The organism is Lentzea sp. CC55, from assembly GCF_021056325.1.
In the GTDB taxonomy this organism is placed as follows: Bacteria; Actinomycetota; Actinomycetes; order Mycobacteriales; family Pseudonocardiaceae; genus Lentzea; species Lentzea jiangxiensis.
Genome location: NZ_JAJCXE010000027.1, coordinates 45,569 through 61,071 on the forward strand (window position 1 = coordinate 45,569; position 15,503 = coordinate 61,071).

The 15,503-nt window shown below is 68.6% G+C and carries 16 protein-coding genes and 1 tRNA gene; 9 read left to right on the forward strand and 8 right to left on the reverse strand.

Going from position 1 to position 15,503, the window contains the following annotated elements:
- Positions 1 to 32: 32 nt before the first annotated feature.
- The 3 genes from L6E10_RS22815 to L6E10_RS22825 all read left to right on the forward strand — a co-directional run bounded on the left by L6E10_RS22815 (position 33) and on the right by L6E10_RS22825 (position 1,570).
- Positions 33 to 821, forward strand: a complete 789-nt coding sequence (locus L6E10_RS22815) for a thioredoxin domain-containing protein (protein ID WP_236221569.1) — start codon at positions 33 to 35, stop codon at positions 819 to 821.
- 341 nt (positions 822 to 1,162) lie between these two features.
- Positions 1,163 to 1,235, forward strand: a tRNA-Ala gene (locus L6E10_RS22820).
- A gap of 71 nt (positions 1,236 to 1,306) precedes the next feature.
- Positions 1,307 to 1,570 carry a hypothetical protein gene (locus tag L6E10_RS22825; RefSeq protein ID WP_236221570.1) on the forward strand — a complete coding sequence of 88 codons (264 nt, stop codon included), beginning with the start codon at positions 1,307 to 1,309 and terminating at the stop codon, positions 1,568 to 1,570.
- 121 nt (positions 1,571 to 1,691) lie between these two features.
- On the opposite strand, the gene L6E10_RS40910 is transcribed toward L6E10_RS22825, so the two are convergent.
- Complete coding sequence (locus L6E10_RS40910; protein WP_308102853.1) at positions 1,692 to 2,774, reverse strand: lytic polysaccharide monooxygenase; 1,083 nt, start codon at positions 2,772 to 2,774, stop codon at positions 1,692 to 1,694.
- 551 nt (positions 2,775 to 3,325) lie between these two features.
- Here L6E10_RS40910 and L6E10_RS22840 point away from each other — a divergent pair.
- Both L6E10_RS22840 and L6E10_RS22845 read left to right on the forward strand, forming a co-directional pair.
- Entirely contained in the window at positions 3,326 to 3,847 is a 522-nt protein-coding gene (locus L6E10_RS22840; protein WP_236221571.1) for a DoxX family membrane protein, read from the forward strand.
- 316 nt (positions 3,848 to 4,163) lie between these two features.
- Positions 4,164 to 5,027 (forward strand): peptidase inhibitor family I36 protein, encoded by an 864-nt coding sequence (locus L6E10_RS22845; RefSeq protein WP_236221572.1) that lies wholly within the window; start codon positions 4,164 to 4,166, stop codon positions 5,025 to 5,027.
- Positions 5,028 to 5,080: 53 nt separating this feature from the next.
- Here L6E10_RS22845 and L6E10_RS22850 read toward each other — a convergent pair whose 3' ends face one another.
- On the reverse strand, positions 5,081 to 6,307 hold the full coding sequence (locus tag L6E10_RS22850) for a CdaR family transcriptional regulator (RefSeq protein ID WP_236221573.1): 1,227 nt from the start codon (positions 6,305 to 6,307) through the stop codon (positions 5,081 to 5,083).
- Positions 6,308 to 6,473: 166 nt separating this feature from the next.
- Between L6E10_RS22850 and L6E10_RS22855 the strand changes: the two genes are divergently transcribed.
- The 3 genes from L6E10_RS22855 (at position 6,474) to L6E10_RS22865 (ending at position 8,778) form a co-directional block, all read left to right on the forward strand.
- The gene (locus tag L6E10_RS22855; RefSeq protein ID WP_236221574.1) at positions 6,474 to 6,770 is read left to right on the forward strand and encodes a hypothetical protein; all 297 of its coding nucleotides are present in this window, start codon (positions 6,474 to 6,476) and stop codon (positions 6,768 to 6,770) included.
- Positions 6,771 to 6,782: 12 nt separating this feature from the next.
- Complete coding sequence (locus L6E10_RS22860) at positions 6,783 to 7,625, forward strand: NYN domain-containing protein (RefSeq protein ID WP_236221575.1); 843 nt, start codon at positions 6,783 to 6,785, stop codon at positions 7,623 to 7,625.
- Positions 7,626 to 8,037: 412 nt separating this feature from the next.
- Positions 8,038 to 8,778, forward strand: a complete 741-nt coding sequence (locus tag L6E10_RS22865) for a hypothetical protein (RefSeq protein ID WP_236221576.1) — start codon at positions 8,038 to 8,040, stop codon at positions 8,776 to 8,778.
- Here the strand turns inward: L6E10_RS22865 and L6E10_RS22870 are convergent.
- A complete protein-coding gene (locus tag L6E10_RS22870; RefSeq protein WP_236221577.1) occupies positions 8,775 to 8,987 on the reverse strand; it encodes a hypothetical protein in 213 nt (70 codons plus the stop codon). The genes L6E10_RS22865 and L6E10_RS22870 overlap by 4 nt on opposite strands.
- 199 nt (positions 8,988 to 9,186) lie before the next feature.
- Between L6E10_RS22870 and L6E10_RS22875 the strand changes: the two genes are divergently transcribed.
- A complete protein-coding gene (locus L6E10_RS22875; RefSeq protein ID WP_236221742.1) occupies positions 9,187 to 9,759 on the forward strand; it encodes a dihydrofolate reductase family protein in 573 nt (190 codons plus the stop codon).
- Here L6E10_RS22875 and L6E10_RS40425 read toward each other — a convergent pair.
- The 5 genes from L6E10_RS40425 to L6E10_RS22895 form a co-directional block, all read right to left on the reverse strand.
- On the reverse strand, positions 9,741 to 9,875 hold the full coding sequence (locus L6E10_RS40425; protein ID WP_275676894.1) for a hypothetical protein: 135 nt from the start codon (positions 9,873 to 9,875) through the stop codon (positions 9,741 to 9,743). The genes L6E10_RS22875 and L6E10_RS40425 overlap by 19 nt on opposite strands.
- A 21-nt stretch (positions 9,876 to 9,896) precedes the next feature.
- Positions 9,897 to 10,121: a tautomerase family protein gene (locus tag L6E10_RS22880; protein WP_236221578.1), complete on the reverse strand. Its 225-nt coding sequence runs from the start codon at positions 10,119 to 10,121 to the stop codon at positions 9,897 to 9,899.
- A gap of 10 nt (positions 10,122 to 10,131) precedes the next feature.
- On the reverse strand, positions 10,132 to 13,995 hold the full coding sequence (locus L6E10_RS22885; protein WP_236221579.1) for an amino acid adenylation domain-containing protein: 3,864 nt from the start codon (positions 13,993 to 13,995) through the stop codon (positions 10,132 to 10,134).
- Positions 13,996 to 14,215: 220 nt separating this feature from the next.
- Positions 14,216 to 14,500, reverse strand: coding sequence for a SelT/SelW/SelH family protein (locus L6E10_RS22890; protein WP_236221580.1), 285 nt, complete (start codon positions 14,498 to 14,500; stop codon positions 14,216 to 14,218).
- Positions 14,497 to 15,369, reverse strand: a complete 873-nt coding sequence (locus L6E10_RS22895) for a helix-turn-helix domain-containing protein (RefSeq protein ID WP_236221581.1) — start codon at positions 15,367 to 15,369, stop codon at positions 14,497 to 14,499. The genes L6E10_RS22890 and L6E10_RS22895 overlap by 4 nt, the downstream gene beginning before the upstream one ends.
- Between the last annotated feature and the right edge of the window lie 134 nt (positions 15,370 to 15,503).

Genomic DNA, 15,503 nt, shown 5'->3' on the forward strand with positions numbered 1-15,503 from the left:
TTCTTTTAGTTTGTGTCGCTACCCTCGTCGCCGTGGGTGGAGCAGAGCGCAGTGCGCGGAAGAAGAAGCAGGCCGCGCTCGCGGTCGCCCAGGCGCGAGGCAAGAGCGGCGGTTCCGACCGGACGAAGGTGATCGCCGGCGTCGCCGTCGTGGCGGTCCTGGCCCTCGCGGTCATCGGCTACGTCGTGTTCCAGCAGTCGAGGCCGTCCAAGTCGGCCACCGACGCCGTCCCCCTCGCCCCGGCGGACCACACGATCTCGGCCCCGGCGGTCCGCGAGGGCGGCACCGTGCTCGTGGGCAAGGACACGGCCACCGTGACGGTCGACGTGTACGAGGACTTCCTGTGCCCGATCTGCGGCACGTTCGAGAAGACCTACGGCACCGACATCAAGAAGGCAGTCGAGGACGGCAAGGTCAAGATCCGCTACCACGTCCTGCCGATGCTGAACCGCCTCTCGTCCCCCGAGGGCTACTCGACCGACTCCGCCAACGCCGCCCTGTGCGTGGCCGACGACGGCAAGTTCAACGCCTTCCACGCGGCGCTGTTCCACACCCAGCCCGAGGAGGGCGAGGCCGGCTACACCAAGGACCAGCTCATCAAGCTGGGCAAAGAGGTCGGCGTCACCTCCCCCTCCTTCGAGTCCTGCGTGCAGAACCAGACCTACAAGGCGCAGCTCGACGAGCTGATGTCCAAGACCAGCAACGACCCCGCCCTGCGCGACGCCGAGACCGGCAGGTTCCGCGGCACGCCGAGCGTGGCTTCCGGCGGCAAGCTCGTCGACCTGGACAACAAGAACTGGCTCGCCGACCTGACCAAGTGAGTCCAGCTGTCGCAACGACCGGCCCGAGGTTCGCCTCGGGCCGGTCTTTCGTCCTCTGTGGACTTGGTCGTTGTGCTGCGCGTCACTCCGTTTTTCCTGGATCGGGTGTTCCCGGTTCGTTCGGGCTCGGGTGGCGGCTGCGTGGCCTGTTCGCGCAGCTCTCGGTGCGTTTGGCGGTCTTGGGCTGATCTTGGGGGCGGCGGGGCCGTGGTGGGTGGCACCCGGTCCTACCAGGCCGTATGCGGTTGGGGGACCCCCGATTTTTATCCTGTGGCGCGGGTGATGTACGGTATTGCCACACGAGAACGACGGGGAAACCCGGCGGGAACGTGGACCTTCAAGGGGCTGTGGCGCAGCTGGTAGCGCATCACACTGGCAGTGTGAGGGTCAGGGGTTCGAGTCCCCTCAGCTCCACTTGTGGGTAGAACCCGTCTGATCTGGCGAATTCGCTGGTCAGGCGGGTTTCTTGCTGTTCAGGGTGGCTCATGATCGAGCAGCGGGTTTGGTTGCGCCACAAGCGGTCCGGAGACGTGGGCTCTGGTGCGGCGGTGCGCTCGGACGTTCAGGCCGGCTTCGTGCCAGCGGCCATGGAAGTCGTTGAGGAGTCGGAGTTCGACCGCGGGTCCGAGTGTTCGGCGGACGAAGGTGGTGCGCCACAACCAGGTTCCGCTTTCGGCGGTGAACACGAACTCGTTGTCCTCCTGCACAAGATGCTGCGCAGGATGGTGATGAGGTCGATGGCAGAGTGATCGTGCGGACTGAGCTGCCGGCGCAGACGGGATGGTCAAAAGTCTCGGCACTCCAGCCGCGAGGCTGGCTGAGGCGTGCCGGTCCGCCCGCCGCCGAGGCAGCGGGCGGACCGGCACTGAGTCAGGACGCGGTGCAGGTGGGGGTCGGGGTACCCGCGGTTCCGGAGGCGACGAAACCGAAGGTGGTGGAGGCGCCCGCGCCCACGATGCCGTTGTGAGCGGCGTTGCGGGCGGTGACCGTGGACCCGCTCGTGGTCAAGGCCGCGTTCCACGAGGAGTTGATGCGCTCGCCGTTGGCGAACGTCCAGTCCACCTGCCAGCCGGAGATCGCCGTCGCGCCGGCGGTCACGCGTGCCTCGGCCTGGAAGCCGCCGGACCACTGCGAGATCACCTGGAAGGTGGCCGAGCAGCCCGCGGAGGGGTTGCCGGTCGTGGTGGTGGTCGTGGTCGTGCTGGTCGTGGTGCCACCGTCGGTGAAGTTGACGTCGCTGCACGCGTAGTAGCTCTGGTCGAGGTGGCTGGCCTGCCACACCGTGTACAGGACGTGGTGGCCGGTGCGGCCGGGCGCGTTGATCTCGACGGGCGTCCGGGTGCCGGTGGGGATCCTGCCGGTCTGGCCGACGAGCTCCAGGTCGCTCCACTTGAGGGCCTGGGTCTTGGGGTTGAAGCCCTGCTTGGTGGCGTAGACGCGGATGTAGTCGGCGCCATGCGAGGAGGTGTCGTTGAGGTTGAGGGTGAACCGGCTGGGCCGGTTCGGGGCGACCCACGCGCCGGGCTTGTCCATCGCGGCGTAGCGGCCGTTGAAGGTCAGTCCGCCGCTGCACAGCTGCCCGTCGGGGATGGCTCCCTGGTGGTTGCCGGCGACGCCTTCGCGGAACAGGCCGTTCCAGTTGTACATCGCGGACGGGTCGGCCTGCCACGCCTGGTAGCACATGGGGTCTTCGGTGGCCATCTGCTGTGATGGGCCGTTGGGCCAGCGGTTGTAGCAGCCGTAGTGGCGCGATGGTGGGTCGCTGACCGCGCCGTGCGCGGAGGCATCGCCCGCGCCGAAGGTGACGAGCATCGTCGTCAGCAGGGTCAGGCAGGCGCCGAGGACGGCGAACGCCCGCCAGGCGGCGACCTTGCTGCGGGCCGGGCCGGCCTTCGCCGCGGTTCCTGGTGCCCGGCGGTGCCGGTCGGGGACGTCTTCAAAGAAGCGAAGCATGTGTACCGCCAAATCTTCGTTGATCGACGTGAACTCTCGCGGGGCCTCCGCCCAATTCTGGGAGCGCTCCCAGAGCGAAGTCAGTGTCGGGTCGGGCTACCCGGTCTGCATCCGCCATTCGGGTCACGTGGCGGGAAAGTGGCGGTAAAGCGGCCATGTGGACCGGGGGCGTGAAGCGGATCGGGTGCTGCGGGTGAGGCCCTTCGGGCCTCGCGAGGCCGGTGTTCTCGTGCTCTACGTCCGACGACGGCCCGTGCTGAACTGGTCGCGCTGCGATCGCGATGACACCGAAGTTGTGGAACGAGGTGCCGCTCAACCTGCGGATACTGCGTGATAGTCCCGGTCGCGCCGAGGATTCCTGTCGACCGGCGTGGGCAACGCCCGCTCCAGGAGCGTGCGTTTGCGCTGTTCACCCGGTGTGCTCGCGATCGGCTGCCTCGAACGGCTGCTGGTGTAGCAGAGCGGAATGGACTCTTCACACCGCGTGTCCTTAACGTTAAAGTTTCTGGGAGCGCTCCCAGTCTCCTTCGGTCGATGTGGACCGCGAGGGGATGGAACTCCCGACGTGGGTCAGCGAGGACCCGCTCGCGAAGGATGTGATGTGGATGACCGAGATTTCGTCCCGTCTGGATGCGCGTGCGAATGCGTTGCGGCCGTTGAGCATTGCCCTCCTCAGAGGGTCGCTCGGCTTGGTGTTCATGTGGTTCGGCGCCCTCAAGGTGACCGGCACGACGCCGGTGGCCGAGTTGGTCGCCCGGACCGTCCCCTGGCTCGACGGAGGTGTGGTCGTGCTCGGCCTGGGGGCAGTCGAGGTGGTGCTGGGGACAGCCCTGGTGGTGGGTCGTCGGTTGCGCTGGGTGGCGCTGCTGGTGGCACTTCACCTGCTCGGCACGTTCTTGACGCTGCTCGTGCAACCGGCCGTCGCGTTCCAGACGGGGAATCCACTGCTGTTGACCATGACCGGTGAGTTCGTGGTCAAGAACCTGGTCCTGATCACCGCAGCCCTGGTGGTCATGTCAGCCGAGGTACCCGTGCGACAGCGGGTGTCGCCGGCCGACGCCAACCAGCGGTGAATCCGGGTGCCGCGGGGCCCGACCGGTCCCGCGGCACCACCACCGAGTCAGGAGCGCTGCTGACCGAGGACAGCGCGGAGGCCGCTTTCGGTCTGCTGTGGACGGTTGGACGGCGACGGCATGGCCTGCGAATGACCTCGGCGCACTGACAGATCGGTGGCCGCGCGTGTCAGTGGAATGTCAGCGCTGCTCGGGACTCTTCGACCGCAACGAAGCTTCCCCTGCACAGACGGGGTCCCGGCGATGTCGATCGGGGGCGGCCGGGCGCGGACCAGCGCCCGTCGCGCCGGGACCGTGAACCGGAAACAGGTCAACAGTGCTGAAGAAACTCACGTTCGTGACGTTGATGGGGGCGCTGGTCAGCACGTCCTTCGGGGCGGGTGTCGCCAACGCGGCGGACCGCGACGGGTCCTGCGACTCGGGCGAGTTCTGCCTGTACTACAACAGCGACCAGGCCGGCTCGGTGTCCGACTTCACCGGTTCGGTCGCCGACTACGGGGACTCGCAGCCCAGCTGCTACGAGTTCAAGGGCGCGGGCAACGGCAAGGGCGTCTGCGTCAAGAACAACGCCGCGTCGGTCTGGAACAAGACCAACAAGGCCGTCACCGTCTTCTACAACAGCAACTACGGTGGCGCGAAGCAGACGTTCGCGGCGGGCGCCAAGGGGAACCTGAAGGCGGAGCTCAAGAACGAGAACGCCTCGCACCGCTTCGGTGACGCCGGTGGCGACCCGGACCCGGCTCCGGGCACCTACCCCGCTCCGGAGACGAACCCGCACCCGGAGGCGACGGCGCGGGCGCCGCAGGCGACCAAGCGCACGCAGTTCATCGACGACCAGATCGCCTCGAAGACCGGCGAGAAGCAGTGCTGGGTGGGCGACTACCGCAGCTACGAGTCGTCGACGAGCAACCACAACACGGGCAACGCGCTCGACTGCACCATTTCGAACGCGATCGGCACCTACCCGACGGCCGCGCAGAAGGCGCAGGGCTGGAAGCTCGCCTACTGGCTGCAGAAGCACGCGGGCAAGCTCGACGTCCGGTACGTGATCTGGCAGGGCAAGATCTGGAGCGTCGCCCGCGCGTCCGAGGGCTGGCGCAACTACACCGCGGGCACCGGTGTCACCGCCGGTCACTACGACCACGTCCACGTCTCGGTGCAGAACCCGCACGGCGACTGACCCGGACGTGAACGCCGGAGGCGAGCGCTGCCGGGCGCTCGCCTCCCCGGCGTTCAGGAACCCAGGTCGTGGACGATCAACGACGCCGAGAGCAGCCGGACGTCGGTGGGGTCGGCGGGGTTGTAGCCGGTGAGCTCGGCGACGCGGCGCAGGCGGTAGTTGAGCGTGTTGCGGTGCAGGTGCAGCTCCTCGGCCGTGCGGTGGCGGTTGTGGTCGCTGTTGATGAACGTCCGGAGCGTGTGCAGCAGGTCGGGGTGTTCCGCCAGCCTGTCCATCACCCGTGCCAAGCGTTTGCGGCCGGGGCCGGGACGGCAGAGCTGGTACTCGAGCAGCACGTCGTCGAGGACGTACGCGCCGGGCGGGCGTCCGAGGCGTTCGGCCAGTTCGGCGATGTCGGCGGCCTGCCGGGCGGCCGCGGGGACGTCCTCGCGGCGTTCCGCTACGGCGACCCCGCCGGTCAGGCCGGTGCCGGCGGCGGTGTGCAGGGTGCGGACGAGGGCCAGGGCCTCCTCCACGTCCGCGTCAATGGCGTCGGGGGTGGTGGGCAGCAGGACCGTTCCGCCGTCGTGGTCCAACGCCGAGAGGGCGTGCTTCGGCAACTCGGCGCGTAAGCGTCGTACGAGCCCATGGACGGCGAGCCTCGCGTCGGCACCCTCGGCCAACGGCGGTGCTTCGACGCGCACGGCGACCACGACGTGGTGACCGGACAGCTCCAGGCCGATCCGTTCCGCGAGCGGCTCGGCCTCCCTGCCGGTCAGCAGCGCGGCGACCAGCGCACGTCCCGCCTCGCGCCGTTCCGCGTGCAACGCCTGCTGTTCGGCCAGGTAGGAGCCGGCCACCGACGGCACGGCGAAGCTCAGGTACCGCAGCAGCGCGGGCACGGTCGCGAGCAGGTCCGGGATCTCGTCCGGTTCGGCGACGGCGGCCATCGCCTCCCAGCCGACGGTCGCGGCGACGTGGTACGTGCTCAGCACGACGTCGAGCGGAACGCCCTGCTGGGCGCGGCGCACCGCCGTGGCGATCTGCATGTCCAGCTCTTCCGGCGCGGGCGGGCGCTGTTCGCGCAACGCCCGCAGGAAGACGTGCAGGTGCCGGGTCACCGCCTCGGTGATCTCGCGGTCCACCAGCTGGTGCGGCAGCTGCCGGTAGGTGGCGGATCTGGCGAAGAACGCGTCGAGGACCTTCTCGGCGATTCGCGGGATCTGCGTCGCGGCACGGTCGTACAACGGGGCTGCGGGGTTCGGGGCGGGGATGTCGACCACCGCCAGAGGCTTCCGCATGCGGCGGCCCGGGGCGATAGCCCGTTCCGGTGTGGTTGTGTGCACGAAAGGGGGAGTCCCGTGTTGTGCACGTGCCTGAAACGTTTGACCCTATCGAGTGATGGACGGTGAGGACGGCCACTGCGCCCGGCCAGAATCGGGCGTTGTGGACAGCGTCGAGGAATGCATGAAGTTGTTGCTGCGGCGCGGGTTCCGGAGGAGTGTCGTGCAGGACCGCTTCACGTGCGTCGACGCTGTGATGTTCCGGCGGGTGTGGCGCGGCACCAACGAGACGGTGCTCGCGTTGTCGGAGACCGAGGCTCTGGCCTACCGCGTCCGCGAGAGCGATTCGGACCTCTCCGACCCGTTCCTCGTCGATCCCGACCGGGCCCTGTGGCAGTGCGGTGGCGAGTTCCTGGACGTCGCGGGCCGGCTGCTGGAGTTACCCGCGGCGCCGGGCCATTCGGCGTTCGAGGGGAAGTAGTAACCTCATCCGGTGGGTGAGACCGTCCGGATCGGAGTGTTCTACGACGGCACGTGGTTCGCCTACCTCAGCGATTTCTACGCCACGGCACACCCGAGAGGCGCGCGGATCGCGCTCGACGGCCTGCACGACGCGCTGCGCTGGTTCGTCCACACCGAGACGGGTCGCCCGCTCGACGAGTGCGTGGTCGCCGAGGCCCACTACGTCCGCGGTCGCATCGAGACACCCGCCGAGTCGTTCGACCGGGCACTGGCGGCCGCCGGCATCACGCGCCACGACCTGCCGCTGCACAACGGCAAGGAGAAGGGCGTCGACGTCCAGCTCGCCCTGGAGGCGTGGGACCGGGCGACGACGGTGCCGTTGCAGTGGGTCGTGCTGCTGACCGGCGACTCGGACTTCTCCCCGCTCGCCGCGAGGCTGACGGCCCGGGGCGTGCACGTGGTCGTGCCGGTCGTGGACATCAGGACCGTGCAGGCACCGCCCGCCTGGACGCCGCGCACCGCCGCGCCGCTGCGGGCCGCGACACCGTTCACCCCCGGTTTCGACGCGCTGTTCGCCCCCGGTGACCAGGCCGACTACCCGCTGCGGCGTGCGTTCGTGCGGTCGTCACAGGCCGTGGCGTCCCCGGTCGGAGCACCGCGCGGGCGCAGGAAGGGCATCGTGGCGAGCTGGAAGACCGGGCAGGCGCACGGGTTCATCACCGACACGCGCGGCGGCTCGTGGTTCGTCTCGCGCGACGAACTGCCGGCCGGGCTGACGTTGCTGCTCGCGGGCACGCCGGTGTCGTTCACCGGGTCGTCCGCGCCGCTGCCCGGCCGCAAGTACCCGCGCGCTCAGGCGGTCCGACCCGAGTAGGCGGCCTCGCGGAACGGTCCGCCAGGACTTGCGGCTCACCATCTCGTTGATCCAGATCGGTGCGAACGGCAACGTGCTGGTCGCGGTCGAACCCGGCCCGCACGAGGCCGCCCAGGGCGGTGCCGGTCCTGCTCACCTGGCCGTCATAGCTGGTGAACGTGCCCCCACGGATGCTGCACCGGCCCGGGCGGAGGGAGCTGCACGACGGCTGCTCCTCGATCACGCAGGTGCCCGGTGTGCCCAGGCCCGGCACGATCCTGGCAGCGAGGATCGTCGTTTCCGCCTGGAACAGCAGCACCAGGACGGCGACGGCGATCGACACCCGGCGATCCCGCGGTGTGGTTCGGTCATGCGCACCCCCTCCTGCCCACTAACGTGGAGCCGCGAGGGTTCGTTGAGCCGAGGGGGACGGGTGTCCGGCCAGATCGTGCGCCACGCCGGCCAGATCGAGTCCGTGCGCGTGCGGTTCGCCGCCGTCACCAAGGCCAGCGCCGTCGTCGTCGGCGACGAGACCGTGTACGGGCGGCTGTGCCGGTGGGTGATCGACGCGGTGCTGGAGAAGCACGCACGGCAGGACGAGCTGGTCTCGTACGTCGAGGAGAACCTGCGGCTCATCGTGGCGGGCCTCTACGACCTCTACGGCGTGCGGCAACCGGCCGCGGACCCCGTGCGCGAGGCCGCCGTGCCCTCGCTGGTCGCGCCGGTCGAACCCGCGGCCGGGTCCGCGATGGAGCAGATCGGGCCGCTCAAGGACGTGCTGGACGATCTCACCGGTCTTCCGGAGGTCATCGCCGCGCACGCGGCGACCTGGTACAACATCGCGCTCGCCCAGCGGGACATGGCCGCCGAGCTGGAGGCGTTCCTGGCGCACGACGTGCCGGGGTGGACCGGGTGCGAGGAGCACCTGCGGCTGATGGGCCACAACATCGAGGCGATCCGGGGCCTGAGCGCGGTGTCGGCGGCGTTCGGAGAGATCACCGAGAGCGTCGGGGTGCTGGTCGCGCAGACCCGGCGGCTGGTGCGCGAACTGGTGATCAGCCTCGCCGTGGCGCCGTCCGACGGGACGCTGTGGCGGCTGGCGTGCCGGATCGCGGTGTACGGGGTGGCGCTCGACGCCACCCTGACGCACCTCGAACAACGCCTCGACGGCTAGACGCCGCGGACCGCGCGGCGCCGCGCCATCTGCGGCAGGAACCACATGTAGACGCCGGTACCCATGAGCACGAACAGCGGCAACAGCGGCACGTACGACACCCACGCCATCGAGCTGTCGACCGTCAGCGCGACCGCCGTGAACACGACGGTGGCCATGAACACCATGCTGACCACGCGGTGGAACCGGCGGATCCCCTTGCCTGCCATCTTCCTCGTCCTCCCTGTCGTCGAACCCGATGCCGGCAACGCTAGGAGCGGACGGGGTGGCGGTGCTTCTCGATTCCTGACCGGTCGTGGGGGTACCGGGAGCGAGGTGCCCGGAAGTTCCTCCGCGCGAGTTGTCGATTCCGGTCATCTACCGTTCGACGCACTGATGACAGCAAGCGCGAACATCAAGGAGATCCAGATGCGCACCCTCATCGCCACCGCTTTCGTCTCCCTCGACGGCGTCGTCGAGGCGCCCGGTGGCGAGCCCGGCCACCGCAGCGCCGGCTGGACCTTCAAGGACATCGAGTTCGACGAGGCCGCCTACGAGATCAAGGGCCGTGAGCAGGAGGAAGCCGCGGCGATGATGATGGGCCGGGTCAGCTACGAGGCGTTCGCCCCGGTGTGGCCGACGCTCGACTACTTCCCGCGGTACAACGCCATGCCGAAGTTCGTCGTGTCCAGCACCTTGGAGGAGGACCAGCTGGTCGACAACTGGGGCGACATCACGATCCTGCGGTCGCTCGACGACGTGGCCGCGCTGAAGGAGACCGAGGGCGGCCCGATCTCCGTCCACGGCAGCGCGACGCTGAACCGCAACCTGTCCGACGCGGGCCTGATCGACCGTTACCACCTGCTGGTGTTCCCCGTGCTGCTCGGCGCGGGCAAGCGGCTGTTCAGCCAGACCGACAAGGACAAGCAGATGTTGAAGGTCGTCGAGAGCGAGACCTACTCCAACGGCATCCAGAAGCTCGTCTACGACGTCGTGCGCTGAAGTCGCGCAGCGGTTTCCTCCGCGTGGGCGGCGATCCCGGCCGGGGAGAAGCACTCCAGGCCGGCCGTGATCGCCTCGGCCACTTCCTCGCTGCACACCAGGGGATGTTCATCCACAGTGCATGAGCATCCGAGCCCTCAGTAGGTCGGGGCCTTGCGCAGGAGTTCGCCGCGTCGCAGGATCTCCGGCGCGTAGACCTGCTCCTGCCACGCCTGCTGGGGGACCGGTTCGAGGGCGATGGACACCACGCCCTCGTCACAGCCGAACGCGCGGGTGACCGCCTCGGTGATGGCCGCCACCAGCTCGGACGCCTGCTCTTCGTCGAGCGGTGCGGGGAAGTGCTTGATGTTCACGTGCGGCACGACTGACTCCTCAGGATTGGCCACCGGCGATGGCGAGGGTGACGGCCTTGGTGACGGCGGCGATCAGTTCGGACATCTGCTCGTTGGACAGCAGCACCGGCACATGGGCGACTTCCGCCTGCACGGTGTTGCGCCGCCGCATGGACGCGAGCAGCTCGTCGATGTCGGGCTCGCGCAACAGGCTGTAGTGGTCGGCCCGCAGTTCGACGACGGCCGGTTCGGTGACGGAGAAGCCCTCGCTGCCCTCGATGAACGAGTAGTCGTCGCCCTGCGCCTTGAAGATGGTGAGCGGCGCGGTGATCGTGCGCTCGGCCAGTTCGCCGAACGTGTACTTGAAGGAGAAGGTCTCGGTGACGATCCTGATGATCCGCCGCACCAGTTCGCTGTCGAGGTCGCGGAACTCGCCGCTGACGAACGCCGCGAAGCTGTCCTCGTCCCGCGCGACCTCCAGGCACCGGGCCAGCCGCGCGTCGGTGATGCTGCCCGCGAACACCGAGAACAGGATCGTCACGAACGCGCTGTTGGTGTACGACGCCTCGTCGCTGTCCCGCTCCGACCGGACCTTCGGCGACCCCGGCGCGATCAGGTACAGGTTCGCGATCTTCTCGCCCGCCTGCTCCAGCTGGTAGGCCGTCTCGAACGCGACGCGCGCGCCGAAGGAGTAGCCCCACAGCGTGTACGGGCCCTGCGGCTGGACCTCCTTGATCGCCTCGATGTCGGCCGCGGCCATCTCGCGGATCGTGCTGTACGGCGTCTCGCCCTCGTTGATGCCGTGCGCCTGAACGCCGTAGAAAGGGCGCTCGGAACGGCTTGCGAGCGTGCGCAGGTTCATCGGGTAGCCGCCGAGACCGGGCCAGCAGAACACCGGCACGTCATCTCCGTTGGGCTGCAACGGGACCAGTCGCGAGATCGGACCCTCGTGCAGGCCGTCGACCCGCCGGGAGAGCTGTTCGATCGTCGGTGACTCGAACAGGACCTGCAGCGGCAGGCTCGTGCCGAACTCCTTGTTGATCCGGTTGACCAGACCGACCGCGATCAGCGAGTTGCCTCCCGTCTCGAAGAAGTCGTCGTGCGTCGAGACGGTCTCGCGCTTCATCAGCTTCTTCCACATCTCGCTGATGCGGCGCTCGGTGGTGGTGCGCGGCGCGACGAACGGCCGGTCCTGGTCGTCGACGTTCGTCTTGTCCGACGCGACCAGCGCCTTGACGTCGATCTTGCCGTTCGCGGTGACCGGCAGGGCGTCCAGCACCACGACCTTGTTGGGGATCATGTAGTCCGGCAGGAAGTTGACCAGGTCGTCGCGGATCAGCTCGGCCGGGCCCTTCATGTGGACGACGTCTTCCTTCATGCCCGGGCTGCGGCGCTGCTCGTAGGAGACCTTGCCGCCCAGGAAGAAGTACGACGGGCCGTCCTGCTCGCCCGCTGCCTTCAGGATGTCGCAGATGCGCTTGGCGGACGGGAGGTCGTTGTCGGACTTGGAGCTGTAGCCCGACGACATGAAGCCGAGGTCGACGTCGTTGGCGGACAACCGGTGCATGGTCCGGCCGAGGTCGACGTAGCGCCGCCAGCCCTCCGCCGACCTCGCGACGGCGCTGACGCCGAAGCTCGCCCGCTCGTACACGGCCTGGTTGATCGCGATGACGTGCTTGCGCTGCAACAGGTCGTCGGACACGCGCTCGAACTCGCCGTCCGCGTACCGGTAGAGCCCACCCGGCAGGTTCGCGACGCGGCCGGGGTGCGTCTGCAGGTAGACCTCGACGTCGTCCTCGCGGACACCGGTGTAGGCGCACAGCTCGAACGTGCCGAGGTAGTAGTCCTCGTCGGCGACGTCGAGCAGGTCCTTGGTCTCCGGTGCGTACGCGGACGCCGTGACGTCGAGGCCGTAGCCCGGCAGGACCTCCTCGAAGAGCCCGACCATGTGGCCGGTCTCGATCTCCAGGACCTCCTGGATGTTGTTGAGGTACACCGCCTCGATCGCGGCCTTGTGCCCGATGAAGTGCAGCTTCACCGTGGCCTCGAAGCCCTCCGGGAGCTCCTTGACCAGCACGAGCTGGTGGCGCAGCGGGTGGTAGTAGTACAGCCCGGACGGCAGGCCCGCGATGTGGTGCAGTTCCAGGTGCAGCTGCGTCGCGTAGAGCGAACCGGGCGAGGCGTAGCCGTACTTCGGCAGCAGCCGCTGGTCGCTGAAGTGCGCGCCGAAGTAGCGCAGGATCTCGCCCAGTTCGGCGAAGTGGATCGACTTCGGGTCCTGGGAGCCGGCCCCGATCGGCTTGCGCTCGAGCAACCGCCGCAGGTCGTCGTCGGTGACCTGGCCGCCCTCGTAGAAGCGGTAGGACTTGCGGCTGAAGACGACCTTGCGCTGCAGGCAGGAGGCCTCCTCGCCGGGCAGCTCGAAGGTCTGCCTGCCGCTGAGGTCGTCGCGCACGCCGGGGTTCGACAGCTGCGCGCGGACCTGCAGGCGGCTCGACTTCGACTGGTGGTGCGCGCCCGCGTTGCCCTGGTCCATCAGGGCGGCTTCCTTGGGGTTCAGCTCGACGCACGCGATCAGGTTCTGGAACCCGGTGCGCTGGTCCTCCTTGACGATCACCGCCGCGTTGCGCACCCAGTCGTGCGTCTCGATCGCGAGCCGGATCTCGTCGAGCTCCACCCGGTAGCCGCGCAGCTTGACCTGGCTGTCCGCCCGTCCGGCGAACTGCACGGTGCCGTCGAGGTTCTGCGTCACGAGGTCGCCGGTGCGGAACATGCCGTCCACGAACCGGTCCTCGGTCAGTTCGGGCTGGTGCAGGTAGCCGCGGGCGACCTGGACGCCGCCGATGTAGAGCTCACCGATCTCGCCCGGCGTGACCAGGTCGCGGTTCTGGTCGAGCACGAGGTACGTCGTGTTCGTGACGGGCAGCCCGATCGAGATGGACTTCGGGGCCTCCGCGAGCTCGGCGGGGTCGACCACGTGCGACGACGAGTTGATCGTCGTCTCCGTCGGGCCGTAGAGGTTGATGAGAGCGGTGCCGGGCATCGTGTCGACGAAGCTCTGCGCCAGCGTGCGGGACAACGCCTCGCCACCGCTGAAGACCTGCTTCAACGACGTGACGGTGTGGAACTCCTCGGTGTCGATCAACGCCTGCAGCAGCGTCGGCACGCACTGCAGCGTCGTAACGCCCTGCTCGCGCATGGTCTCGATCAGCATCTCGGGATCGCGGTAGATGCCGGGACGGCCCATCACGACGGTGCTGCCGACCGACGGCGCGAGGATCTCCCACTGCGCCGCGTCGAAGCTCATCGGCGTCTTCTGCACCACGCGCTTCGTGCCGTCGATGGCGTGCACGTCGTGCAGCCACCGCATCTGGTTGACGATGCTGCGGTGCTCGATCATCACGCCCTTGGGCCGCCCGGTGCTGCCCGAGGTGTAGATGATGTAGGCGAGGCTGTCGTGCGCGGGGGAGAAGCCGTCGTCGAACGCCTCGTCGCAGTCGTCCAGCGTGACGATCCTCGTCGTCGCGGGCGCCAGCTCGGCGAGACGGTGCTTCAGGGAGGGTTGGGTGACGACGACCTTGGTGCGGGAGTCCTCGATCATGTACCGGAGCCGCTCCTCCGGGTACTCGGGGCTCAGCGGCAGGTAGGCGCCGCCGCTGCAGAGAATTCCCCAGGCGCCGACGACGAGGTCGAGCGACGGCTCGACGAACATGCCGACGCAGTCGTCGGTGCTGACGCCGAGCCGGCGTAGATGTGTGGCCAGCGCGGAACTTTGCTCGAACAGCTCGCCGTAGGTGATGCTCTGGTCACCGAAGACGACGGCCGTGCGATCGGGGTGTTCCTTCACCTGCTTGCGCAGCAGGTCCGGGAGGCAGCCGCCGTCGACTTCAGCTTCTTGCGACATCTCAGAAATCCCCCAAGCGGTCAGCAGGTGCGAGGGCGTTCTTGGTTGGTTGCCGAACGTATTGGTGGCGCCTCGAAACCTGCTGGAGCGGAGCGGGGAGTGGGCAGCCGCAGAGGTTTACCGGAACGGGCTCGAGGGGTGGTGGAGGTCCGACGGGTGGGACGGGTGACGCCGTCGCGAAATCACTTTGCCGCGCTGGGGTCCACGCCGCGGGCGCGGCTCAGGAGTTCTTGCGGTCGGTGTGCCCCAGCGAACGCTCCGGCGCCACCCTGTCCCGCACGAGCTGCTTGAGCACGGCCAGGTCCGGGAACCCGTCCCGCTCCTTGCGCGACCACAGGACCTCGCCGTCGAGCCGCACGTCGAACACGCCGCCGGTGCCGGGGATCAGCGCCACCTCGCCGAGCTCCGCGGTGAACGTGGTCAGCAGCTCCTGCGCGGTCCAGCCGGCGCGCAGCAGCCAGCGGCACTGCGTGCAGTACTCGATCTCCAGACGCGGTGTTCTCATGCCTGCGATTCAACCGAGGTACCGGACCGGGTCGCGTCGGCACCCCAGTTCGCCAGCAGTTGCAGCGCCTCGCCGGAGGGCGTCTTGGAGTCGGCGTGGTAGGTCGTCAGGAACAGGTCCGGCTCGCTGGGCATCCGGAGCGTCTCGTAGGACAGCGTCATCTCGCCCACGAGCGGGTGCCGCAACACCTTCGTGCCGAAGCTCTTCTCCTTGACGTCGTGCTTCGCCCAGAGCTGGCGGAACAGGTCGCTCTTCACCGACAGCTCACCGATCAGCGCGGCCAGCTCGGGGTCGTTCGGGTAGCAGCCCGCGTCCATCCGCAGGAAACCGACGACGTCGGCGGCCTTGCTCTCCCAGTTGACGAAGAGCTGCTGGTAGGAGGGCTGCAGGAAGATGAACCGCGCCCAGTTGCGTTCCCGCGGCGGCACCTTGGACCAGTCGCCGAACAGCGCCGCGGCCATCGGGTTCCACGCGAGCACGTCGGAGCGCCGGCCGCCGATGTACGCGGGCACGCCGACGTGGTCGAGCAGGCTCGTCAGCGCCGGCCGCAGACGTGTGGTGGCGACCTTCTTCTTCCTCGTGTCGTGCGGGCACGACGAGAGGTTGCGCAGATGTGTGCGCTCGGCGTCGTTGAGCTGCAACGCGTTGGAGATCGCGTCGAGGACCTCGTCCGAGACGTTGCGGCCGTTGCCCTGTTCGAGACGCGTGTAGTAGGCGACCGAGACGCCCGCGAGCTGCGCCAGTTCCTCGCGGCGCAGGCCGGGGACGCGGCGGGTGCGCCCGTAGCGGGGCAGCCCGACGTCGTCCGGGGACAGCCGCGCCCGGCGGCTGCGCAGGAACTCGCTCAGCTCGGTGCGCGGATCGGTCATGAGCCCGAGTATCCCCGTGCCGCGGAGGTCGTGCCTGCCACTGCCGGTGGTAGGCACGCCAGTCGTACGAAAACCAGGTGTCTGGGTGCGTCCCCGGAACCGGAGCAGTGTCGGGAAGCGACACGACGAACCGA